A 20,962-nucleotide genomic window follows, 5' to 3' on the forward strand; every position below is an offset into this window, starting at 1 on the left:
TATGTTTCATTAAAATCAATTTAGCGTGCTGTTAAACCGCCATCGACAATAAACTCAGCACCAGTAGAATAACTGGAATCATCTGAAGCAAGATACAGCACAATACTACTGACTTCTTCCGGTTGGGCTAAGCGTTGTAATGGAATGTTTTTGGCAAATGCTTCGACCGCTGCTTTGGTATCTTCTTGTATGACCATAGGGGTCGCTATAACACCGGGATGTACAGAATTAACGCGAATCCCATAAGGTGCGCAGGATAAGGCAGCAGCCTTAGTCATACCACGTACAGCAAATTTAGAATCGGTATAGCCAATTGCGCCACCGACTAAACCATTAATCGATGAAATATTAATAATGGAGCCTTGTTTGCGTGTTTGCATTGACGGAATAACAGCTTTCATGCCTAAAAAAACTGAAACTTGGTTGATTTCAATAATGCGGCGATAGTCGTCTAGTGATGTGTCGAGAATAGACTTAGCCATAGTAATGCCAGCGTTATTGACTAGCACATTGACAGGACCAAAATGGGCTTCAGTCTGTTCTACGACTTGTGCCCACCCTTGCTCACAGGTGACATCATGCTGAATAAATAAAGCATTACTGCCTAGCTCCTCAGCTAAGGCTAGGCCTTTTTCGGCATTGATATCGGTGAGGACAACTTGAGCACCTTCTTCGATACAGAGGCGAGCATGGGTAGCTCCCATACCCTGTGCAGCACCTGTGATAATGATAACTTTATCTTGCAAACGAGCCATATTATGTCCTATTAGGATTATTGTTTGTCATCAGTATAGCTTGCTCATTGCAAATGATACCAGTGTGTATTGTGGGTTGAGTCATTGGGTAAAAGTATTCTGGGAGCGCTTGCTCTTGAGCAAATATTGTGAAGACGAGATTGTCCGTAGCAGGCAAATTGAGTGTTTGGATGCTGTGTTAACATTGAGCGAATCAAGCTCTGTGCTTCATGTAAATGTAATCGAGGAGTGGAGCTGTCTAGTTGGTCTATATTTTAGATTGGAAAGAGCAGGTTAAGCTGTCCAAGTATTGTGCTAAAGCTAAAAGTAATGTGTGAGGTGTGTTATGCAATTAGTCGATGTATTAAATCGTCGTTATGCGACTAAGGCTTTTAATGCCAATAAAAAACTCCCTGAATCTGTGGTTGAGCAACTGTTAGCTTTGCTGCGTTTAAGCCCATCGAGTACTAATATTCAGCCATGGCACTTTATTGTGGCCAGTAGCGCAGAAGGTAAAGCTCGCTTAGCCAAAGGTGCTGGTGGTACTTATAGTTATAACGCTGAGAAAATTTTGAACGCGTCTCATGTGATTTTATTTTGTGCGCGTACACAGATTGATGAGGTTCATTTGCAAAAGGTGTTGGTCACTGAAGAGCAAGATGGCCGTTTTTCAGCTAAGCCTGAGGCAAAAGAAGCTTCACACAATACTCGCTTGTCATACCTTAATGAGCATAAATTCATTAGAAAAGATGTGCCTCACTGGTTAGAGAAACAGGTTTATTTAAATATGGGAAGTTTCTTATTGGGTGCAGGGTTATTAAATATTGATGCAGTGCCGATGGAAGGTATTGATCAAGCTGTTCTTGATTTGGAGTTTGGTTTAAACGAGCATGATCTTACGGCTGTTGCTGCGGTGGCGCTAGGCTATCGAGCAGAGACTGATTTCAACGCTTCATTGCCGAAGTCACGTTTAGCTGCAGATGATATATTTACTATAATTTAAGCATAGTTGCAGTGTAGGCGAGTTGATGTTTGTGCTGCTTTTAATGCTGGCAATATAGACCGAGGCAGTAATAGGAATACAGTCAATGCGAGTGCTTAAGGCGCCCCATAGCTATGAAGAAGAAATTCGAAAAAGTCGTTTTTTGGCGCAGGCGGTTTTTTTATCTCATGCTGATCAAGCAGCGGCATTAATTGCTCGGCTCAGCGTGCCGAATGTCTCGCATAATTGTTGGGCATGGCGTTGTGGTGAGCAGTATCGCTTTAATGATGATGGAGAGCCCAGTGGTACTGCCGGTCGACCAATTTTAGCAGCCATTGAAAATCAGAAATTTGATCAAGTATTGATTGTGGTTACTCGTTGGTATGGTGGTATCCAGTTGGGTACTGGAGGTTTAGCCCGTGCATATGGTGGCTGTGCTACGCAAGTCTTACAAACTGCGTCTAGTGAGCTTTTCATACAGCGCACGACGCTGAGCGGGCACTGTCCTTATACCTATTTAGATGTATTTAAGGTTCGCATTGCCGAGGTTGGAGGGGTGCTCAATAGCGAAACCTTTGATGCAGAGGGGGCTTGGTTAAATTTTGCTGTGCCTGATGAGCAAGTTGAGGTGTTGCAACACGCTTTAAAAGAAGCGACACGAGGTGTGAGTCAATTGCAACCCATTAAAAGCGATTAGGGCACCCTTGCTGAGAAAGGAGAGTGGTGCATATATCCACCCTTTAATTACGAGCGTATTAGGCTAAACTCAAAGGCCTGAATCCGATATAATATCGAGCTCAGGCCTTGGTCTGCTTGATCACTCATCTGCTCAATAAAGAGACAGTTTTATCAAAATCGTGTAAGACCTCGTACTTTTAGTGCGGGGATGGATAGCGAGGGCTGCTTAAGCAGCCCCTTAACCCCTTAACAGACTGCTAAAGTCTTTGCAGTATAGGTTAGTACTGGTATTGTATACAGTATGATGAAGCACACCAAAACATTAAAAGTTCGAGTACGAGATAGGCATGTTCCCTTGCTAAACCGTATGGCTCGCAGCGTCAATTTCGTCTGGAACTTTGTTAATGAATTAAGTCAACGCTCGATTAAAGAGCGTGGTGTGTTTTTGTCTGCGTATGATATGCATCCCTACACTAAGGGCGCAGGTAAAGAGCTTGGCCTGCACAGCCAAACCTTACAGTGCATTGCAGGTGAGTATGTCACACGCCGCAAGCAGTTTAAGAAAGCGCGGCTGAACTGGCGCAAATCAGGCGGTGTACGTCGCTCACTGGGCTGGATACCCGTCAATACAGGTGCGGCGCAATGGAAAAATGGTCAGGTCTACCACAACGGCCACTATTTTAAAGTGTGGGATAGCTACGGTTTGAGCGAATATAGATTCCGCTCTAGTAGCTTCAACGAAGATGCCCGTGGCCGCTGGTACTTCAATGTTGTGGTTGATGTGGAGGTCGAACCAAGCAAAGGCCAAGACCGTGTCGGTATTGACCTTGGCTTGGCCGACATTGCCACCTGCTCGGACGGCACCAAGCTGGAAGCGGGCCGCTTCTACCGTGGCCTTGAGGAAAAATTAGCCATAGCGCAACGAGCCAGAAATAAAACCCAAGTCAAAACCATTCATGCGAAAATCGCTAACCGTAGAAAAGATGCCCTGCACAAGTTCAGCCGCACGCTGGTCAACCGCTGCGGTGAAATCTATGTGGGCAATGTCAGTAGTTTAAAGCTCGTTAAAACCACGATGGCCAAGTCAGTGTTGGACGCTGGCTGGGGTCAATAAAAAACAATGCTGGACTATAAATGCGCTCACGCAGGCATTGTTTTTAAGGAAATTGACGAGGCATACACCACCCAAACCTGTTCGAGTTGCGGCAGTTTGCCCGAGTCGAGGCCAAAAGGTATCGCAGGACTTGGAATAAGAGAATGGACGTGCAGTGGGTGTGGTGTCACCCACGATCGCGATATTAACGCGGCACGCAACATTCTCGCGGCCGGACATGGCCGTCTAGCAGTAGGAATCCCCGTCCTTTAGGTCGGGGAGGATGTCAAAGCAGGCGGTTTGTTTATGCGGTGTGCTTGATAGCTTAACGCCAGTCGGCACGATCCATTAAACGAATGGCTTCTGCCTGACGTTTACCCGCTACTTCTACTGGAACAGTATCCGCTTTAAACTCGCCCCATGCGGCTACTTCTTCTGAAGGAGCAACGTTAGGATTGGCTGGGAACTCTTGGTTTGCGCCTGCAAAGATGCTTTGTGCCTCACCTGTGGTCATCCACTCAAGTAGTTTACGAGCTTCGTCAGCATTAGGTGCGTATTTCGTGATACCAGCGCCAGATAGGTTAACGTGTACGCCTCGGTCATCTTGGTTAGGCCAGAACAGCTTTACTTTTAGGTCCGGATTCTGCTTGTGTAAACGGCCATAATAGTAGCTGTTTACAATACCTACGTCACACTGGCCAGCGTTGATAGCTTGTAATAATGCAGTGTCATCTGAAAATACATCAGTAGCTAAGTTATCAACCCAAGCCTTAACGATGTTCTCGGTTTTTTCTGCACCGTGAGCTTCAATGAGCGTTGCGGTAAGTGACTGGTTGTATACTTTTTTACTGGTGCGTAAGCACAGTCGACCTTTCCAATCTTTATCAGCTAAGGCTTCGTAACTGCTTAATTCTTCTGGACTGACACGTTCAGTTGAATAAGCAATAGTGCGGGCACGTAAAGAGAGGCCGGTCCACTGATCATTACTGGAGCGGTATTGGACTGGAATATTGTTTTTAATTGTCCCTGAGTTAAGTGGTTGCAAAATACCCATTTGCTCAGCTTGCCAGAGGTTACCAGCGTCGACTGTGATGAGGATATCAGCAGGTGTATTGCCACCTTCAGCCTTTAAGCGGGCCATAAGAGGTGCTTCTTTGTCGGTAATAAATTTGACTTTGACACCGGTTTGTTCAGTGTACTTATCAAAAACAGGCTTGATCAACTCATCAATACGCGAGGAGTAAACCACGATATCATCTGCTGCTTGAACATGGCCTGCAACTGCGCTGAGTGCGAGAGCTGCGAGAATGGGTTTGCGAATAGACATGGCAACCTCTGGTTATGTGAAAGTTTGTAAATGATATTTAATCTCATTTAGATTATCAACTAAAATATGCAATAAATGTGAATCAAGCTATTTCTTAGCTGTGGTGTTGAGTCAAGAGGTAGCACACATTTTGGTATATAGTCAGTAAAGATGTGCTTAAGTGTGCGCTAGGTCAGGTAAATCAATACCTAAGCCAAGAGCTTGGCGAACAAAAATAGCTTTAGCTTCGTCTAAGTTGTCGACTATTTTTAGACCGCTGTTGCGCAGTAAGCGTACCGGCAACGCATCGGCTTGGAAGAGGTGTTGAAAGCCTTCCATTGCAGCCATCATGCTTAAATTATGCGGCATACGGCGGCGCTCAAAACGACTCAGTACCCGTTCGCTAGTGATATCTTCGCCACGTTGTAGGGCTTTAAGGAGCACTTGAGCTAATACTGCCACATCTAAAAAACCGAGATTAACGCCTTGGCCGGCTAGCGGGTGAATACTGTGGGCAGCATCACCAATAAAAGCTAAGCCTTGCTGCACGTAGCGTTTAGCATGACGTTGACGCAGCGGAATACGGTAGCGCGGATCGGCGTGTTCAATCCGGCCTAAACGTTGCTCACTGGCGTCAGTTAAAGCTTGGCAGAAGGCTGTGTCATCAAGCGTCATAACTTGTAGTGCCTGCTCCTCTGGAAGCGACCAAACAATAGAGCACCAGTTGTGTCCATCATTGTGCTGTAAGGGCAGCAAAGCTAAAGGGCCTTCATCGGTAAAGCGTTGCCAAGCGGTGTTTAAATGGTGTTTTTCACAGCGAACGCTGGTCACAATAGCGTGGTGTAAATAGTCCCATTCACGAGTTGCACAACCTGTTAGGCGACGTACAGCTGAATTGGCACCATCAGCTGCAATGATCAGGGGTGTATGGATTTCTTGTCCATCTTCTAGTTGCAGCAGCCAGCCTGTACTAGCGTGGCGCAGCTGTTCCATACGGGCTTGAGGTTTTAATTCAATGTTCGACTGCTGTAACTGCTCTAGCACGGCATCTTGGACTATACGGTTTTCAACAATATGTCCTAGTACTTTGGCGTGGACGCTGTTAGCGGAGAAATCAATTTTACCTGTGCCTGAGCCGTCCCAAACATGCATGTGGCTATAAGGGCAAGCACGTCTTTGCACAATACTAGGCCAAGCATGCACTTGTTCGAGGATGCGTTGACTGGCAATGGATAAAGCACTAACACGAGGCTCAAAGGCTTGCTCGTGATTAAATACGTTAGGTGTCAGACTGTTGCTGTCTATCAGCATTATCTTGAGCCCGCTGTTTTGCAGTGCTAAAGCGAGGGTGCTACCCACCATTCCTGCGCCAACAATGATTAAATCTGCATGCATATTGAAGTCCTACTGTGTGCTGTCGGCAAGTTATGCTTGAGGTTTGCGACGAATATATAAAATTTCTACTTAGGTCGGTTCTGAAATTCACTTGCTTAGGTTTTGATAACTGTGGGGCGTACACCTAAACCCATTGCTTGGCGAGCAAACCAATGTTTGGCTGGAGGAAAGAGATCGAGGCCAAGTAACCCCAGATTACGACCGCCAGAAAATAATGGTTTACCAGTAGAAAATAAGCGGGTGACACGATCAGAGAAACCAATAGTGAGTGCTTGGTCTAGTTGTTGCTGATGTTGAAAATTCAGCAAGGTGGTTAAATCACCTGGTGTTTTAGGGCCGCTTAAAAGACATTCGGTGAGGGCCATGGTATCGCGTAAGGATAAATTGTAGCCCTGTCCCGCGACTGGATGCAGACTATGGGCAGCGTTACCGAGGACGACTAAATGAGCTCGCACTTGTTCGCTGCTTTCCACTAGACTTAAAGGATAAAGGTGGCGTTGCCCAACTTGTTCAAAGGCGCCTAAGCGGTAGCCAAAGCACTCTTGTAATTCTTGTAAAAAATCTGGGTCTGATAATTCCGACAAACGTTGAGCTTCGTTAGGTTCACGTGTCCAAATCAACACGCTACGGTTTTCTGACATTGGTAATAATGCCAACGGACCATCATCAGTGAAGCGCTCAAAGGCAGTGCCTTGGTGTGGAAGCGCGGTGCTGATATTACTGATCAGAGCTGTTTGTCCGTATGGGGTCTTACGTGCATGGATACCCAGTTGTTCTCGTAGGCCAGAGCGACCACCATCAGCAAGAATAGCCAGATCACAGTCGAGAGTGCTGTCATCGTCCAATATTAAATGATAGCCATCATTTAATGCTTGCAGTTGCTTCACCCGAGCAGGGCAGCGCCATTCGACTACCGTAGGGTCGAGGGAGGCCCACAAGCAATGTCCCAACCAAGCATTTTCTACCACATAGCCTAAAGCAGGGACATTTTCTTCGTTGGCACTGAGACGTGTTGCTGCAAAACGTCCACGGTCAGAGATATGAATGTCAACAATGGCTTCGGCGCGATGCGCAATAGCTTCCCATAGACCTAAACGTTGATAAATTTGCTGACTGCCATAAGATAAGGCCGAAGAGCGTGCATCGTAGCTAGGTTGATAGCCATCACCAGGCGCGAAAGGTTCGATCAGAATAATTTTCCATTGACGTTCGCGAGCCCCCGCTTGTAAGGCCAAAGCGAGGCTGGCGCCAACTAAACCACCACCAATAATTGCGATCTGCACTCGGCTCATGGATTAAACTCCTGCCGGTTGGGCTGCTGCCATTAAAGCTTCAATTTCTGCTACAGATTTTGGCACGCTGTTGGTTAATACATGGCAGCCATCTTGAGTGACTACAACATCATCTTCAATGCGCACACCAATACCGCGCCACTGTTCGGGTACATCAAAATTATCTACGGCTATGTAAATACCCGGCTCTACAGTCATTGTCATACCAGGGGTGAGACGGCGCCATTGACCATCCAGCTTGTACTCACCTACATCGTGTACATCCAATCCTAGCCAGTGACCAGCGCGGTGCATATAAAATGGGCGGTGGGCTTCTTGAGCAATCAGAACTTCTAGCTCACCTTGTAGTAAACCCAGTTCAAGTAAGCCTTCAATAATGACGCGCACTGTTGCTTCGTGGGCATCATTCCAACAGTGTTTTGGTGAAATATGGTTCATTGCCTCAAGATTAGCTTTGAGTACAATTTCATAAATAGCTTTTTGCTCGGGGCTGAAGCGGCCATTTACAGGGAAGGTCCGCGTGATGTCACTGGCGTAACAAGCCAACTCGCAGCCGGCATCAATTAACACTAAGTCACCGTCCTGTAGCTGCGCGTTGTTTTCTGTGTAATGTAAAATGCAGGCATTTTTACCGCTAGCAACAATAGAAGAATACGCAGGTAAGCGTGAGCCACCTTTACGAAAAGCGTAATCCAACTCAGCTTCTAAGTGGTATTCATATAACCCTGGCTGAGCTGCTTGCATGGCACGGATATGAGCTTGTGCAGAGACTTCTGCAGCTTGTTGCATGAGTGCGATTTCTGCAGGACTTTTGTGCAAGCGGGCTTCGTGTAGCAAGGGGTCTAGCATGACAAACTCTGTTGGTGGTTTGACACCCATACGGGCTTTGCCACGAATATTATTGACCCAACTCATCACTTGCTGATCAAAGGTTGGGTGGTTACCAATGGAGTAATACACACGTTCGCGACCTTCTAGTAAGCCAGGCAAAATGTTGTCAATTTCGCTAATGGAGAAGGCTTCATTAGCTTTATATTGTTCAATAGCACCAGCTTGGCCAGCACGTAGTCCATCCCATAGCTCGCGCTCTGGATCACGATCGCGGCAAAAAAGAACAAACTGGCCTTGTGATCGCTGGGGAATGATGACTAGCACCGCTTCAGGCTCGGAAAAGCCAGAAAGATAGAAAAAATCACTGTTTTGTCGATACGGATATTCAACACTGTTGTTGCGGAGACTGACAGGAGCTGCTGGCACAATAGCAATGCTATTGGGAGCCATGCGTTGCATCAGTTGTTGGCGGCGCTGGGCGTATTCGGACATGCTAATTGAGCTCATGCGGTGTGGCTCCTTAAAGTTTAATGTACGGCTGATTGTTCGTCTTCGGTGCTTGGTGCAACATAGTTGGCACACTCGGTAAATAAGAATAAAGGTGCAACGCGTAGGTATTCATTAACCTCCATATAAGCGACTTCGCCTTCTTCGTCTTCCTCCTCATCAGGGCTGATTTGGGCGATGGAAACTAAATCTTCCAGTATTTCACGCGCTTCCTTGGAGAGCTCAGTACTACCAATATTGGCACCAAAACCACTCAGGAAACCTTGTGTCCACTGCCCGATGGCGATGGTGCGTAAGGCTAAAGAATCTTCGTCACCAGGTAGTAGTAAGGTAAGTGAGACGCTGCTTTGAGCCGTTAATTCTGTTTTGACCATTTCTTGCAGACCAATTAAAGCTGGGCGCAGATTACTGGGTACTTCACTTTCAAAGAGATCTTGAGCTTCTTCGAGCCAACCCTCATCGTTAAAGCCAGCGCCGGCGCAGCAGCGGCCAAGCAGTAAGCCTTGGAGCTCAGCCGGAGAGACAGGATGTCCGCTGCTAGCCAGTAGTTGAGCGAAAGCAGTGTATGCAGATTGTGATTGAGACATGAAAAATCCGAAGTTATGGAACTGATACGTGGTTTTATAGGTCGTTTATACTGCGTATGTCAGTATATCGTGTTGTTGAGTATGGCGCTAAATACTGATCTTTGCAGCCCGCCCATGACTTTTCCCGTTAATCGGCTCGTGTAATGCGATAAGTTGTAGCGTAATTGTCTTGTGTGCCTAAGGCGTGGCGCTTAATTTTATTTTGAAGCTGTGTGTGCTAATGCTGTGCGTAATGGCAGGCGAGAGTTAGAATGGTGGTATAAGTCAGGTGATTTAGTGCTAGGAGGGCTGGTGAAAAATACAGATTTGCAAGCCTTGGCGCAGGCCGTTGAGCAATTAATTCAGCGGAATGCTGAACTTAAAGCGCAGAATACAAGCCTACGCGAAGAGCGTCGGCAGTTAGTAGAAAAAAACCAAATAGCGCAACAAAAAGTTGTTGCTATGATTTCGCAGCTTAGAGCATTGGAGCAGGATTCATGAGTCAGACTGAAACGGTAATTGTGCGTATTTTGGATAAGGAATACCACATTGCTTGCCCTGCTTCAGAAAGCGCGAACTTGGAGCGGGCAGCTATATATTTAGACACTAAAATGCGTGATATTCGCCGTACCGGTAAAGTGGTCGGAGCGGAGCGTATTGCTGTTATGGCTGCGTTAAATATTACTTATGCTTTGCATCGTAAAGAGCAGGAGCAAGCATCGAGTGATGAGAGCAGCGAGCAGGTGCAGCAGTTGGTTAGTCGTGTGCAACACAGTTTAGACGAGACCAAATAAGGTACCCTTGAGGCGCTCAAGGAATTGTGTATACTGGGCCCGTCTCCCTCGAGTGTTCGCCAGTGGACTAAGTCCCTGAGCCGATTCATACCAAACAGGGGATTGCATTTTTAGACTGGTGAGCAGGTCCGCTTGCGGAAAGCCTAAAGGTTTAACGTAATCTCCACCTTGAACCTTCTGGTTCAAGGGCAATGTCGACAGCGGCACTACTTGGGAGATCTTTTTTAAACTATGCAAGTCAACACCCCTTTATCTCGTGCTCAATTACGTACTCAGTTGCGTCAAAAGCGGCGTAGTCTAACACCAAACCAACAGGCGCAAGCCGCACAAAACTTATACCGTCAGCTTGCTCAACATCCCTTATTTCTACGTGCTCAGCATATTGCTCTATATCTTGCTGGAGATGGTGAGATTGATCCGCAGTGGATCATGCGTGAGGCATGGCGGCGTGGTAAGTGTGTTTATTTACCGGTCTTACCATGCTGGCCCAAAACAGCAATGGCTTTCCAAAGAGTGCGGCCTGTACAAACCTGGGAAAAGAATCGTTTTGGTATATTACAACCTCGTTGGTACGTGGCTGATCAACGTCCAGTATGGGCGTTGGATGCGGTATTGTTACCTTTAGTGGGCTTTGATCAGAAGGGTGGGCGCTTAGGCATGGGCGGTGGCTTTTATGATCGTATCTTCGCTAAGTTGGCGCAGACTGATCATTTACTGACACCCCAGCGTATCGGCTTGGCCCATGAGTGTCAGCGTGTTGAGTCTTTACCTGTGGCAGCGTGGGATGTGCCGTTGCATGCAGTCGTTACTGATCAAGGCTGGTATATGGCGCCAACATAGTTTGTGGTTCATAGACTAGCATTGCTTGTTCTGCAGACGAGCGCTCCCAAAGGCTTTGAGTATAGCCTGTGGTGACAACGCCTAGGGTAAGAATAACAACTAAAATCCAGAGTAGGTCAGGTTTACGTTTCATTTGGAGCCTTGCCGGTAAGCAATCGAAGCTATGTAATAGGTGATGTTGAGAATTAGAGCGTTCTGCTGAGAAGCATTTGCGGGCGCTATCCTACGCCATTATCTACAGATTGTAATCCGTTGAGAAAGTTCAATGTGTGTTTAAGCTGGTTGTAGTTTACAACATGGGAGATGCGTCGATGAGATCTTTGATTGTTCAGGTTGAGTCCAAGTTGGATCTGACTTGCTAGTCGCTTTTGTTGCTAGACGCTTGGCTTTTGAAAGGTACAATGATCTTATGCTTTATAGCGTATGAACTCGCTGAGCTATCGATACGCTGTTGATTGATTCGCTTTATATAATGCAATGCTGATCTTCGTTGCATTATCTTCACTTGCTAGGAGCAAGCATGTCTGCGCAAAAAAGCCCATCTCGTTTATTTATTGTTCCATTACTCATTGCTTTAGCTGCTGCAGGTGGCTTTGGCTATTGGAAATCATTACAAGACCGTTTGCCTGAGGGTGTTTATGAAGCTAATGGCCGCTTGGAGGCAACAGAAGTGCAAGTGGCTACTAAGCACCCCGGTCGTTTAGCGCAAGTGCTGGTTGCTGAAGGCGACCGTGTGAGCGCTGGGCAATTATTGGCGCGTATAGATACTCGCACTTTAGAAGCACAGCGCAGCCAAGCTCAGTCTGAAGTGTTGCGTGCTCGTGAAAATGTTGCTTCGGCTGAAGCCAATGTGCATTTGCGGGAAAGTGAACGTCGTTTGGCCCAACAAGATTTAGCTCGTTTTCGAGAGTTATATGCACGTGGGCATGCCAGCGGTCAGCAAATTGACCAGCAACAAGCACGCTTTAATACCTCGTCCGCTGCTTTAGAGGCCGCTAAAGCACAAGTACAGGCAGCACGTGCAGCTATTCACTCAGCTGAGGCATTAGTTGCTCAACTGACTAGCGAAATTGATGATAGTAGCCTTCGAGCGCCTATGGATGGGTTAGTTCAGTTACGTCTAGCTGAGCCAGGAGAGGTGCTAGGTGCAGGAGGGCGCGTCTTTTTACTGGTTGATCCTGCTGATCAGTATATGAACGTGTATTTGCCATCGGCGGTGGCGGGGCGTTTAGCGATAGCCGATGAAGCGCGTATCGTTTTAGATGCTTTACCGGAACAACCATTACCGGCTGAAGTAGCTTTTGTTGCTGCGAAAGCGCAGTTCACCCCGAAAGAAGTGGAAACCCGCGATGAGCGTCAGAAATTGGTGTTTCGAGTGAAGTTACGACTCACTGACCCAGCGGCAATGCCACAGGCTAAACCAGGTATGCCTGGTTCTGCTTATGTGCGTCGTGATGCCAGCATTGAGTGGCCGAGAGAGCTGCAATAATAAGTGGTGTGGGTTCACGCTTGAGAGGTATGAGGATACCGCCATTGGGGTGGTGCACGGGGTAATCAGTTGGGTAACGCATGACTACGCAAGTAATTAAAGCGACGAATATTTATCATAGTTACGGTAAGCAAAGCGCATTGGAAAATGTGAGTTTTAACTTGCCGCAGGGTAGTCGTTGTGGACTGATTGGGCCTGATGGCGCAGGTAAGTCGAGCTTGCTAGGTTTAATTGCTGGGGTCAAGATTTTACAGCAAGGTGATTTGGAGGTTTTGGGCGGCCCGATTAATAAGCGTCGTCATCGCGCCAGTTTGTATCAGCGTATTGCTTTTATGCCACAGGGTTTGGGACATAACCTGTACCCTGACCTATCCATTGCAGAAAATATTCGTTTTTTTGCTGATCTTTTTGGTTTGAGTAGTGCTGAGCGTGAAGTGCGCATGGCAGATCTGTTGGAGGCAACGGATTTAAGCAACTTTGCTGAGCGTCCAGCGGGTAAGTTGTCAGGCGGGATGAAGCAAAAGTTGGGTTTATGTTGTGCCTTAATTCATGATCCTGATTTATTAATTTTAGATGAGCCCACTACGGGGGTGGATCCCTTAGCGCGACGTCATTTTTGGGAATTGATCGAGCGTGTGCGCAGTGATCGGCCACAGCTGACGGTTTTGATTGCTACAGCCTATATGGATGAAGCAGCGCAGTTTGAACATTGTTTAATGATGGATCAAGGGCATTTATTGGCTTCAGGTCCTACTCAAGAACTGATGGCTGCAACCCCTAGTGGTAAGTTGGATGATGCCTTTACTTATTATCAAGGGGTTGGAGCGACTCAAGTTGAACCTTTAGTTATGACTCCGTTTGCACCTGAGCATCATGAAGTTGTGATTGAGGCTACAGATCTTACTTTACGCTTTGGTGATTTTACTGCTGTTAAAAAGGTGAGTTTTGAAATTGAGCGGGGCGAGATTTTCGGCTTTTTAGGCTCTAATGGTTGCGGTAAAACCACTACCATGAAAGTGTTAACAGGTTTATTGCCAGCCACAGAAGGTGAAGCATGGCTATTGGGCAATCCAGTAAATGCTAAAGACTTAGCCACTCGAAAGCGTGTGGGGTTTATGTCACAAAGTTTCTCCTTATATGGTGAGCTGACGGTCCTACAAAATCTTGAGTTACATGCTCATTTATTTGATATCCCGAAAGTAGTAGGGGCGGAGCGTGCGCAGGCTTTAATTGAACGCTTTGATTTAACTCAGTACGTCAATGAGCAAGCAGGCGCTTTGCCTTTAGGTTTGCGTCAACGTCTATCGTTAGCTGTGGCTGTGATTCATGAGCCAGAAGTGCTGATTTTAGATGAGCCGACCTCTGGAGTTGACCCTGCAGCTCGTGATGATTTTTGGCGTTTGTTGTTTGAGTTATCCCGCGAGCAAGGGGTCACTATTTTCTTATCCACTCATTTTATGAATGAAGCGGAGCGTTGTGATCGTATTTCATTAATGCACGCTGCAGAAGTTTTAGCAGTAGGTACTCCGAAGGAATTACAAGAACATTATGGCGGTAAAACGCTAGAAGATGCTTTTGTTACTTGTTTACAGCGCGCTCAAGGTATCGGTAATGAGCCCATCGCACAAAAAAGTACTGCAACTGAAGCCTTAACGAGCGTGCCGCGTCGAGGCTTTAGCTTAAAACGTACCTTGGCTTTGATCGTACGGGAAAGTAAAGAGCTGCTACGTGACCGTATTCGCTTATGGTTTGCCCTCTTGGGTGCAGTATTTATGATGATTATTTTAGGCTTTGGAATTTCCCTCGATGTGGAAGATTTAGCCTTTGCTACCCTTGATCAAGATAATACGGCACAAAGTCGTGCTTACTTAGAGGGTTTCCGTGGTTCAAGATATTTTTCTGAGCGTGAACCGTTGACCAGCATGCAGGATTTACATACACGCTTGCAGCGCGCAGATATTAAGCTAGCCATTGAAATACCTGCCGGCTTTGGACGTGATGTCTATGCGGGACGTAGCCCCGAAGTAGGGGTGTGGCTTGATGGAGGCATGCCTTTTCGTGCGGAAACTAGTCGTGGTTATGTAGAGGCGGTGCATCAGGATAACTTGCAGCGCTTAAGGGATGAAGGGAGTGCAGCAATTCCTCCTTTAGTTAGCCCTGCGCGTTTAGAGACCCGCTTTCGTTATAACCAGGATGTAGTCAGTGTTAATGCCATTGGACCTGGAGTGATGGCTCTCATTCTCGTCTTTATTCCAGCGATGCTCACCGCTTTAGGTGTAGTGCGGGAAAAAGAGTTGGGTTCTATTACGAATTTTTATGCGACACCTTTGACTCGTTTAGAGTTTTTGTTAGGTAAACAGATGCCTTATTTGGCCGTGAGTCTGCTAAACCTAGCGTTATTGGTCGCTATTAACCGTTGGTTATTTGGAGTCCCGCTTAAGGGTAGTGGCGTCGCTTTGGCGGTTGGTGGCTTGCTTTATGTATTGGCTACAACAAGTTTTGGTTTATTAGTTTCGGCGGTAACTAAAACACAAATTGCTGCAATTTTAGGCACTATGATTTTAACCACTTTACCGACTGTACAGTTTTCTGGCTTGATCACTCCGCGTTCATCCTTAGACGGTGGAGCTGCTTTGATGGGAGTGCTATTCCCAGCAGGTTATTTCTTAGATATTGCTGTGGGGACTTTTACCAAAGCATTAACCTTGCGTGATTTGTGGTTGCAATGCTTCGTACTGTTTGGTTTTTTCCTTGGCTTTACTGGCTTAAGCCTGCTCCTTTTGAAAAAACAGGAGGTTTAAGCCATGTATAAACTGTCTCATATCTTCCGTTTAGGTATTAAAGAACTGATTAGCTTGCGCTATGACTCAGTGCTACTGCTTTTTATGTTGTATGCCTTCAGTGCGGCTATATATATGCCAGCATCAGGCTCTACAGTAGGTGTGCACAATGCCAGTGTGGCTATTGTGGATGAAGATGATAGTCGTTTATCTCGTCAGCTAGCTGAGGTGTTGCGTCCTCCTGAGTTTCAAACACCGGTGATGTTGCCTTATGAGCAAATTGATGAAGTGCTGGATAGTGGTCGCTATACCTTTGTGATCAATGTTCCGGTTGGTTTTCAGGCAGATTTGCTTGCCGGTAAACAGCCAGAATTGCAAATGAACGTGGATGCTACCGCCATGAGCCAAGCTTTTATGGGAGCGGGCTATATGGGGCGAATTTTTCAGCGTGAATTACAGCAAATGAGTGGTGTCAGTGTTGAGCCGCCTATAAAATTGACCACTCGTTCTTTATTTAATAGCAACATGCAAAGTGGCTGGTTTTTAGCCATTATTCAGATCATTAATAACGTTACCATTTTGGCAATTTTGCTGACAGGTACAGCCCTTTTGCGTGAGCGTGAACATGGTACTTTGGAGCACTTATTAGTATTGCCATTGACTGCATCCGAGATCATGTTAGCTAAAGTATGGACCAGTATCTTGGTTGTGGTGCTTTGCACTTGGTTGTCACTTGAGCTCATAGTGAAGAAAGCATTAGGAGTACCTCTTGCTGGCTCGATGCCGCTGTATTTGTGGGTAACAGGACTGTATTTGTTTGCCAGTACGTCTTTGGCTGTATTCTTGACCACCTTGGCAAGATCGATTCCACAATTTGGTTTGTTGGCTATTCCTGTGGTGATGCCAATGTTGTTGTTATCTGGTGGCACTACGCCATTAGATAGTATGCCGGTTTGGCTACAGTGGGTGATGCAGTTGTCACCAACTACGCATTTTGTCAGCTTATCCACAGCCATTTTATTTAGAGATGCGGGTATGGCCTTGGTATGGCCAGAGATGCTGGCGTTAGCTGTTATTGGTGGAGCTTTTTTTACTGTTGCGCTGTTGCGTTTCCGTCGCAGTTTAACTTAAAAATTAAGCGGATTGCTGTTGAGGTGGCATGCTAGTGCGTCCTCAAGAGAAGAAGTGTCGATGAACGAGTGTAACGTTGAAATGATGGCTGCTCATTGTAGCGGAGCAGCCACTAGAATCAATTTCAATACCAGCGTTCCTCACCTTCAGGGCGTTGTTTAAAGCGCTTCATGGTCCACATATATTGATCCGGCCAGCGTTGCACATAACTGGCTAGCACATCACTCATAGCTTTAACTCCAGTATAAGTATCTGTACTGTACATTGCGTCTGGACCGGCTTCGATAATTACTTTAAAACCACTGCCATCTTTTAAGCGAATGGCATGTAAAAATACTGCCGCAACTTTGTCTTGCTTGCCAGCGAGCATACCCGATACAAATTTACTGGTGAGAGCTGTAGTACCTAAAAAAGGCACGAAAACGCCAGCACTGCGACTGGGTTCGGGGTCTGCAGGGATACCTACAGAGCCACCGTTACGTACTTCTTTAATCACGCTGATAATACCTTCGCGGGTAGAAGGAGCAACACGGTTGCCTTGCTGCACACGCTGGGTTTTCAACAGATCATCTAAGGCTTTGAGCTTGGGTGGGCGGTAAAAGATAATAGGTTTACACTGAGCACAATAGAAGTGATTAAGCACTTCCCAGTTACCTAAATGACTGGTAATACCGACTACACCTTTACCACTCGCTAATGCTTCTTCAAGGACCTCTAAACCTTCAACTTCGCGTACATATTGGAGGGTTTTTTCTGGAGGCCAGATCCATGCGCAGGCACTTTCAGTAAAAGATTTAGCGATTCCTTTAAGGCTACGGCCTGTGAGTTGGTCAAGCTCTTGCGTATTGAGTTCAGGAAAACAGTGACTGAGGTTAGTTCGCGCCACTTCGCGCGAGCGGCTCGGTATTTTCCACATTAACCAGCCAATTGCGCTGCCTAGACCTTGCACACCGCGCCAGGGTAATAATGCAATCAATTTTAAAATGCCCAGTGCTAGTGTGCCCTTGAAAGATTCCACGTCTTACTCCAATGCCACAATTAAAAAATGTTAAGTTACTGGATTTGCTGTGCGAAGTCAGCAGCTAGAACTCAGGTGACTTTTTGCCAAAGGGCATAATGCACCTGTCCGCTATGCTTTTCACGATGCAAACGCCAGTTGCTAGGCACGGCTAAGCTGGAAGGCGCTTGCTCACTTTCAGTGTAAATCCATGCTTCTGCTTGCAGCCAATGATGCTCTTCTAAAAGTTGGCATGCTTTGAGCAATAGGTCCTGATGAAAAGGCGGGTCGAGTAAAACAATATCAAAGCCTTTGATTGGGGTCTGTTTAAGATGTTGTAATGCATCAGCACGTAAAACTTCAGCGGTATCACATTGCAATAACGTTAAGTTGTTGCGGAGATTGCTCACTACTTCAGGGTTGAGGTCAAGTGCCACGCCGGTAGCAGCACCACGGGACATTGCTTCAAGAAACAAAGCACCGCTACCGGTAAAGGCATCCAGCACTCGAGCTCCTTGAATGTAGGCAGCCAACCAGTTGTAGAGGGTTTCACGGACACGGTCGGGCGTAGGGCGTAGACCAGGGGCATCGGGCACATTTAGTTTGCGTGAGCGCCACTGGCCACCAATGATGCGTACTTGATTACCGCGAGTGGCTACTGTGTTTTTTTTAGCCATCAGTGCTGGCGCTCCATAGGTTGTGTTACTTCTGTGCGATCAACGGGATTCGGTAAGGGGTTCTGTTTTACTGTAGGTCCTGCTGTCACAATAATTAACTGGTCAGGGTTGAGGTGGCGTTTAAAGGCTTCATGTACATCAGTTACTGTAAGTTTTTGTAGGTCTTGCATAAAGTCATTGAGCCAGGTGAGAGGCATATCATAGAAACCAATAGCTGCCATTTGACCAACAATTGAGGCGTTGCTTGCAGCGCTTAGCGGGAAACTGCCGAGGCTTTCCCTTTTAGCACGATCCAACTCTGATTGGGTAGGGCCGTTGGCAATATAATCGCGCAGTAGTTCTTGGATAAATTCCAGTGTTGCTTGGCTTAATTGTGCACGGGTTTTAACACTGATCATAAAAGGACCAGCTGCTTGCATTGGACTAAAGCTGGAGTAAATGCCATAGGTCAATCCGCGTTTTTCTCGTACTTCTTCCATTAAACGGGTGCCAAAACCACCGCCCCCAAAGATCTGGTTACCTAAAAACAGTGCTGGATAGTCGGGGTCGCCACGTTTTACGGCCAACTGTGCCAAAAAGATTTGGGTTTGCGTAGATGGAAATTCAATATGTGTTTGAGAGGCGCTGCGCGCAATCGGGTTGACAGTTTTGGCTGCTGTTGTACCGCGAGGTAAGCGTGCAGTGACTTTTTCACTGATAGCTTGAGCTTGAGCTAAGGTTAAATCACCCACTAAGGCAATTTGCGCATTTTCTGCAGTGTAATAAGTCCGATGGAAATCTTGCAGTTGCTTGCGACTTATCATTGGGACCGTCTCGGCAGTACCAACACTTGGATTGGCGTATGGATGTGAGCCATAGAGTTGTTTAAATAATGTCAGTGACGCGAGTTTACCTGGGTCTTGCTTTTGGTATTCAAAACCAGCTAGGAGTTGATTTTTAATCCGTGCTAAAGAATCAGTGGGAAAGCTCGGCTGCGCTGTGATTGAACTAAACAGCTCAAGTGCCGGCTCACTGAGTTGAGGGTCTGTTAGGCTGCGTAAGGATACTACCGCCATATCACGATAGGAGCCGCTAGAAAATTGTGCCCCGAGGTCTTCAAAACGGGCGGCAATTGCATCGGCGTCCAGTTGGCCGCTACCTTCATTGAGCATGGCATTGGTCAGATTGGCTAATCCGAGTATATTTTGGTCCTTACTGCTACCTGCGGCAAAGGTCAAACGCAGGTCAAACATGGGGAGCTCAGGAGCTTTCATAAACAACACTTTGGTGCCGGAGTTGGTATGCCATGTTTGAATATCCAACTCACGGGAGGCTGGGCTTTGCTTTGAGAGCGCGGCTAAGCTGCTGATGCTTTGCTCTGCAGTATCCAATTGTTGTGTGGGTTGAACATTGAGTGTGCTACAGCCGCTAATGATCAGTAAGGCTGCGCTGATGACGCCACCAGTTAAAATACGCAAAGATATCATGGGCGTGCTTCCTCAGGATAAATATAAGCAGTGGTTAGTCGGGTGTTTGTAAAGTATTTTTGCGCTGCGGCTTGGATATCTGCTGGCGTTATTGTTTCTAATGCCGCTAGGTCCTGCTCTTGGATGCGCCATGACAAACCAACGGTTTCCAGCATGCCAATTTGCGTGGCCTGACTGGTGATGGAGTCTTGCGCGTAGACCTCAGAAGCGACAACTTGTGCCCGAACACGGGCCAGCTCAGCTGCACTAGGTGGTGTTTTCTGCAGCTGTTTGATTTGTTGCCACAGCCCTTGCTCAACTTCGGCAATGGTTTTGCCCTTTTGTACGTTGGGGGTGGCGGATAAAATAAACAAGCTGCTTCCGCGAGTAAAGGCGTTATACCAAGCTGAAGCGCCAACCACGAGTTCTTGTTCACGTTCAAGCTGGGTTGGGATACGTGAACTATTGCCGCCATCCAGTAACGCGCTGATTAAGCGTAGAGCATGTACGTCGTTAGGATTATTGCTGCTAGTAAGGCTGGGTACATTAAAACCCATCATTAAACTGGGTAGTTGGGTTTTTAAGTGTAGAGTGATACTGCGTTGCCCCGGTTCATCCAACTCGAGCGGCTGTTTGACTGAGGGTAAGGGACGTGCAGGAATGTGAGCGAAATAACGTTGTACAAGGGCTTTTACTGCTGTAGGTTCGACATCACCCACAATGACTAAGGTGGCGTTGTTGGGTGCATACCAGCGTTGGTGCCAGTTACGAAGGTCTTCAATGGTCATGCGTTCAAGATCATGCATCCAACCGATGGTCGGAATATGGTACCCGCTAGCGGGGTAAGCTAAGGCTTTAAAACGTTCATAAGCTAAGCCGCTAGGGCGATCATCGGTGCGCATGCGGCGTTCTTCTTTAATCACCTCTATTTCTCGAATAAACTCATCTTCTGGTAAAGTCAGGCCTGCAAGGCGGTCGGCTTCCATTTCCAGCGCTACAGCTAAGCGGTCGCGGGCAATAACCTGGTAATAAGCGGTATAATCGTCACTGGTGAATGCGTTTTCTTCAGCGCCGAGCTCGCGTAAAATACGGGAAGATTCGCCAGGACCGAGTTTGCTGCTACCCTTAAACATCATATGCTCAAGGGCATGAGCTAAACCGGTGTTACCAGGAACTTCGTAACTGGAGCCGACTTTATACCAAAGCTGGCTAACCACAACGGGTGCGCGATGATCTTCGCGAACTATTACTTTAAGACCGTTGTCTAGACTGAACTCGGTGGTGGTAGTTTGTGCCATTAAAGGCGCAAGAAAAATACTGGAAAACAGTAGTACGATGTAACGTAAATAAGTATTCATGTTTAAACCTTTTAAACTGCACGGGTAGTTTAGCTACCGAGTGCTTAGAGGTGCTAGGATACGCAAC

21 protein-coding genes and 1 other RNA gene are annotated in these 20,962 nt (G+C 46.8%); 11 read left to right on the forward strand and 11 right to left on the reverse strand.

The window, feature by feature from the left end; all coding sequences use genetic code 11:
• Window positions 1-20 precede the first annotated feature (20 nt).
• A complete protein-coding gene (locus TOI97_RS01945) occupies window positions 21-755 on the reverse strand; it encodes a glucose 1-dehydrogenase (protein ID WP_321552451.1) in 735 nt (244 codons plus the stop codon).
• 325 nt (window positions 756-1,080) lie between these two features.
• Between TOI97_RS01945 and nfsB the strand changes: the two genes are divergently transcribed.
• The 4 genes from nfsB to TOI97_RS01965 all read left to right on the forward strand — a co-directional run bounded on the left by nfsB (window position 1,081) and on the right by TOI97_RS01965 (window position 3,760).
• Complete coding sequence (gene nfsB, locus TOI97_RS01950) at window positions 1,081-1,737, forward strand: oxygen-insensitive NAD(P)H nitroreductase (RefSeq protein WP_321552452.1); 657 nt, start codon at window positions 1,081-1,083, stop codon at window positions 1,735-1,737.
• A gap of 85 nt (window positions 1,738-1,822) precedes the next feature.
• Complete coding sequence (locus tag TOI97_RS01955; RefSeq protein ID WP_321552453.1) at window positions 1,823-2,413, forward strand: IMPACT family protein; 591 nt, start codon at window positions 1,823-1,825, stop codon at window positions 2,411-2,413.
• Window positions 2,414-2,698: 285 nt separating this feature from the next.
• Window positions 2,699-3,508 carry an RNA-guided endonuclease InsQ/TnpB family protein gene (locus TOI97_RS01960; protein WP_321552454.1) on the forward strand — a complete coding sequence of 270 codons (810 nt, stop codon included), beginning with the start codon at window positions 2,699-2,701 and terminating at the stop codon, window positions 3,506-3,508.
• A gap of 6 nt (window positions 3,509-3,514) precedes the next feature.
• Window positions 3,515-3,760 (forward strand): transposase, encoded by a 246-nt coding sequence (locus TOI97_RS01965; RefSeq protein ID WP_321552455.1) that lies wholly within the window; start codon window positions 3,515-3,517, stop codon window positions 3,758-3,760.
• 52 nt (window positions 3,761-3,812) lie between these two features.
• Here the strand turns inward: TOI97_RS01965 and TOI97_RS01970 are convergent, their stop codons facing one another.
• The 5 genes from TOI97_RS01970 to TOI97_RS01990 form a co-directional block, all read right to left on the reverse strand.
• Complete coding sequence (locus tag TOI97_RS01970; protein WP_321552456.1) at window positions 3,813-4,814, reverse strand: extracellular solute-binding protein; 1,002 nt, start codon at window positions 4,812-4,814, stop codon at window positions 3,813-3,815.
• 156 nt (window positions 4,815-4,970) lie between these two features.
• Window positions 4,971-6,188, reverse strand: coding sequence for a 2-octaprenyl-3-methyl-6-methoxy-1,4-benzoquinol hydroxylase (locus tag TOI97_RS01975; protein ID WP_321552457.1), 1,218 nt, complete (start codon window positions 6,186-6,188; stop codon window positions 4,971-4,973).
• A gap of 95 nt (window positions 6,189-6,283) precedes the next feature.
• Window positions 6,284-7,480: a 2-octaprenyl-6-methoxyphenyl hydroxylase gene (gene ubiH / locus TOI97_RS01980; protein ID WP_321552458.1), complete on the reverse strand. Its 1,197-nt coding sequence runs from the start codon at window positions 7,478-7,480 to the stop codon at window positions 6,284-6,286.
• 3 nt (window positions 7,481-7,483) lie between these two features.
• Complete coding sequence (gene pepP, locus TOI97_RS01985; protein WP_321552459.1) at window positions 7,484-8,818, reverse strand: Xaa-Pro aminopeptidase; 1,335 nt, start codon at window positions 8,816-8,818, stop codon at window positions 7,484-7,486.
• Window positions 8,819-8,838: 20 nt separating this feature from the next.
• The gene (locus tag TOI97_RS01990) at window positions 8,839-9,405 is read right to left on the reverse strand and encodes a UPF0149 family protein (protein ID WP_321552460.1); all 567 of its coding nucleotides are present in this window, start codon (window positions 9,403-9,405) and stop codon (window positions 8,839-8,841) included.
• A 291-nt stretch (window positions 9,406-9,696) separates the two neighbouring features.
• Here TOI97_RS01990 and TOI97_RS01995 point away from each other — a divergent pair, with 291 nt between their 5' ends.
• The 4 genes from TOI97_RS01995 to TOI97_RS02010 all read left to right on the forward strand — a co-directional run bounded on the left by TOI97_RS01995 (window position 9,697) and on the right by TOI97_RS02010 (window position 11,018).
• A complete protein-coding gene (locus TOI97_RS01995; protein ID WP_321552461.1) occupies window positions 9,697-9,885 on the forward strand; it encodes a TIGR02449 family protein in 189 nt (62 codons plus the stop codon).
• Window positions 9,882-10,178 carry a cell division protein ZapA gene (locus tag TOI97_RS02000; RefSeq protein ID WP_321552462.1) on the forward strand — a complete coding sequence of 99 codons (297 nt, stop codon included), beginning with the start codon at window positions 9,882-9,884 and terminating at the stop codon, window positions 10,176-10,178. The genes TOI97_RS01995 and TOI97_RS02000 overlap by 4 nt, the downstream gene beginning before the upstream one ends.
• 41 nt (window positions 10,179-10,219) lie before the next feature.
• Window positions 10,220-10,400, forward strand: a non-coding RNA gene (gene ssrS, locus TOI97_RS02005) — 6S RNA.
• A 9-nt stretch (window positions 10,401-10,409) separates the two neighbouring features.
• Window positions 10,410-11,018, forward strand: a complete 609-nt coding sequence (locus TOI97_RS02010) for a 5-formyltetrahydrofolate cyclo-ligase (protein WP_321552463.1) — start codon at window positions 10,410-10,412, stop codon at window positions 11,016-11,018.
• On the opposite strand, the gene TOI97_RS02015 is transcribed toward TOI97_RS02010, so the two are convergent.
• Window positions 10,984-11,151 carry a hypothetical protein gene (locus tag TOI97_RS02015; protein WP_321552464.1) on the reverse strand — a complete coding sequence of 56 codons (168 nt, stop codon included), beginning with the start codon at window positions 11,149-11,151 and terminating at the stop codon, window positions 10,984-10,986. The two genes, TOI97_RS02010 and TOI97_RS02015, sit on opposite strands and share 35 nt — an antisense overlap.
• 387 nt (window positions 11,152-11,538) lie before the next feature.
• Between TOI97_RS02015 and TOI97_RS02020 the strand changes: the two genes are divergently transcribed.
• The 3 genes from TOI97_RS02020 to TOI97_RS02030 all read left to right on the forward strand — a co-directional run bounded on the left by TOI97_RS02020 (window position 11,539) and on the right by TOI97_RS02030 (window position 16,418).
• Window positions 11,539-12,507: an HlyD family secretion protein gene (locus tag TOI97_RS02020; RefSeq protein ID WP_321552465.1), complete on the forward strand. Its 969-nt coding sequence runs from the start codon at window positions 11,539-11,541 to the stop codon at window positions 12,505-12,507.
• Between the two features lie 80 nt (window positions 12,508-12,587).
• Window positions 12,588-15,308 carry a ribosome-associated ATPase/putative transporter RbbA gene (rbbA, locus tag TOI97_RS02025; protein WP_321552466.1) on the forward strand — a complete coding sequence of 907 codons (2,721 nt, stop codon included), beginning with the start codon at window positions 12,588-12,590 and terminating at the stop codon, window positions 15,306-15,308.
• A 3-nt stretch (window positions 15,309-15,311) separates the two neighbouring features.
• Window positions 15,312-16,418, forward strand: coding sequence for an ABC transporter permease (locus tag TOI97_RS02030; RefSeq protein WP_321552467.1), 1,107 nt, complete (start codon window positions 15,312-15,314; stop codon window positions 16,416-16,418).
• A gap of 124 nt (window positions 16,419-16,542) precedes the next feature.
• Here TOI97_RS02030 and TOI97_RS02035 read toward each other — a convergent pair whose 3' ends face one another.
• From TOI97_RS02035 to TOI97_RS02050, 4 genes are all read right to left on the reverse strand, one after another.
• Complete coding sequence (locus tag TOI97_RS02035; protein ID WP_321552468.1) at window positions 16,543-17,436, reverse strand: lysophospholipid acyltransferase; 894 nt, start codon at window positions 17,434-17,436, stop codon at window positions 16,543-16,545.
• Window positions 17,437-17,507: 71 nt separating this feature from the next.
• Window positions 17,508-18,092, reverse strand: a complete 585-nt coding sequence (rsmD, locus tag TOI97_RS02040) for a 16S rRNA (guanine(966)-N(2))-methyltransferase RsmD (protein ID WP_321552469.1) — start codon at window positions 18,090-18,092, stop codon at window positions 17,508-17,510.
• Window positions 18,092-19,558: a M16 family metallopeptidase gene (locus TOI97_RS02045; RefSeq protein WP_321552470.1), complete on the reverse strand. Its 1,467-nt coding sequence runs from the start codon at window positions 19,556-19,558 to the stop codon at window positions 18,092-18,094. Before TOI97_RS02045 ends, rsmD begins: the two co-directional genes overlap by 1 nt.
• Window positions 19,555-20,895, reverse strand: a complete 1,341-nt coding sequence (locus tag TOI97_RS02050; RefSeq protein ID WP_407651296.1) for a M16 family metallopeptidase — start codon at window positions 20,893-20,895, stop codon at window positions 19,555-19,557. The genes TOI97_RS02045 and TOI97_RS02050 overlap by 4 nt, the downstream gene beginning before the upstream one ends.
• Window positions 20,896-20,962: the final 67 nt, after the last annotated feature.

This window comes from Denitrificimonas halotolerans (genome assembly GCF_034259425.1).
Classification (GTDB): Bacteria; Pseudomonadota; Gammaproteobacteria; order Pseudomonadales; family Pseudomonadaceae; genus Denitrificimonas; species Denitrificimonas halotolerans.

What these genes read in the sequence shown, in the direction of transcription:
- TOI97_RS01945 (WP_321552451.1), bottom strand. Translation starts at nt 755, where the DNA reads ATGGCTCGTTTGCAAGATAAAGTTATCATTATCACAGGTGCTGCACAG.
- nfsB (WP_321552452.1), top strand. Translation starts at nt 1,081, where the DNA reads ATGCAATTAGTCGATGTATTAAATCGTCGTTATGCGACTAAGGCTTTT.
- TOI97_RS01955 (WP_321552453.1), top strand. Translation starts at nt 1,823, where the DNA reads ATGCGAGTGCTTAAGGCGCCCCATAGCTATGAAGAAGAAATTCGAAAA.
- TOI97_RS01960 (WP_321552454.1), top strand. Translation starts at nt 2,699, where the DNA reads ATGAAGCACACCAAAACATTAAAAGTTCGAGTACGAGATAGGCATGTT.
- TOI97_RS01965 (WP_321552455.1), top strand. Translation starts at nt 3,515, where the DNA reads ATGCTGGACTATAAATGCGCTCACGCAGGCATTGTTTTTAAGGAAATT.
- TOI97_RS01970 (WP_321552456.1), bottom strand. Translation starts at nt 4,814, where the DNA reads ATGTCTATTCGCAAACCCATTCTCGCAGCTCTCGCACTCAGCGCAGTT.
- TOI97_RS01975 (WP_321552457.1), bottom strand. Translation starts at nt 6,188, where the DNA reads ATGCATGCAGATTTAATCATTGTTGGCGCAGGAATGGTGGGTAGCACC.
- ubiH (WP_321552458.1), bottom strand. Translation starts at nt 7,480, where the DNA reads ATGAGCCGAGTGCAGATCGCAATTATTGGTGGTGGTTTAGTTGGCGCC.
- pepP (WP_321552459.1), bottom strand. Translation starts at nt 8,818, where the DNA reads ATGAGCTCAATTAGCATGTCCGAATACGCCCAGCGCCGCCAACAACTG.
- TOI97_RS01990 (WP_321552460.1), bottom strand. Translation starts at nt 9,405, where the DNA reads ATGTCTCAATCACAATCTGCATACACTGCTTTCGCTCAACTACTGGCT.
- TOI97_RS02000 (WP_321552462.1), top strand. Translation starts at nt 9,882, where the DNA reads ATGAGTCAGACTGAAACGGTAATTGTGCGTATTTTGGATAAGGAATAC.
- TOI97_RS02010 (WP_321552463.1), top strand. Translation starts at nt 10,410, where the DNA reads ATGCAAGTCAACACCCCTTTATCTCGTGCTCAATTACGTACTCAGTTG.
- TOI97_RS02015 (WP_321552464.1), bottom strand. Translation starts at nt 11,151, where the DNA reads ATGAAACGTAAACCTGACCTACTCTGGATTTTAGTTGTTATTCTTACC.
- TOI97_RS02020 (WP_321552465.1), top strand. Translation starts at nt 11,539, where the DNA reads ATGTCTGCGCAAAAAAGCCCATCTCGTTTATTTATTGTTCCATTACTC.
- rbbA (WP_321552466.1), top strand. Translation starts at nt 12,588, where the DNA reads ATGACTACGCAAGTAATTAAAGCGACGAATATTTATCATAGTTACGGT.
- TOI97_RS02030 (WP_321552467.1), top strand. Translation starts at nt 15,312, where the DNA reads ATGTATAAACTGTCTCATATCTTCCGTTTAGGTATTAAAGAACTGATT.
- rsmD (WP_321552469.1), bottom strand. Translation starts at nt 18,092, where the DNA reads ATGGCTAAAAAAAACACAGTAGCCACTCGCGGTAATCAAGTACGCATC.
- TOI97_RS02045 (WP_321552470.1), bottom strand. Translation starts at nt 19,558, where the DNA reads ATGATATCTTTGCGTATTTTAACTGGTGGCGTCATCAGCGCAGCCTTA.
- TOI97_RS02050 (WP_407651296.1), bottom strand. Translation starts at nt 20,895, where the DNA reads ATGAATACTTATTTACGTTACATCGTACTACTGTTTTCCAGTATTTTT.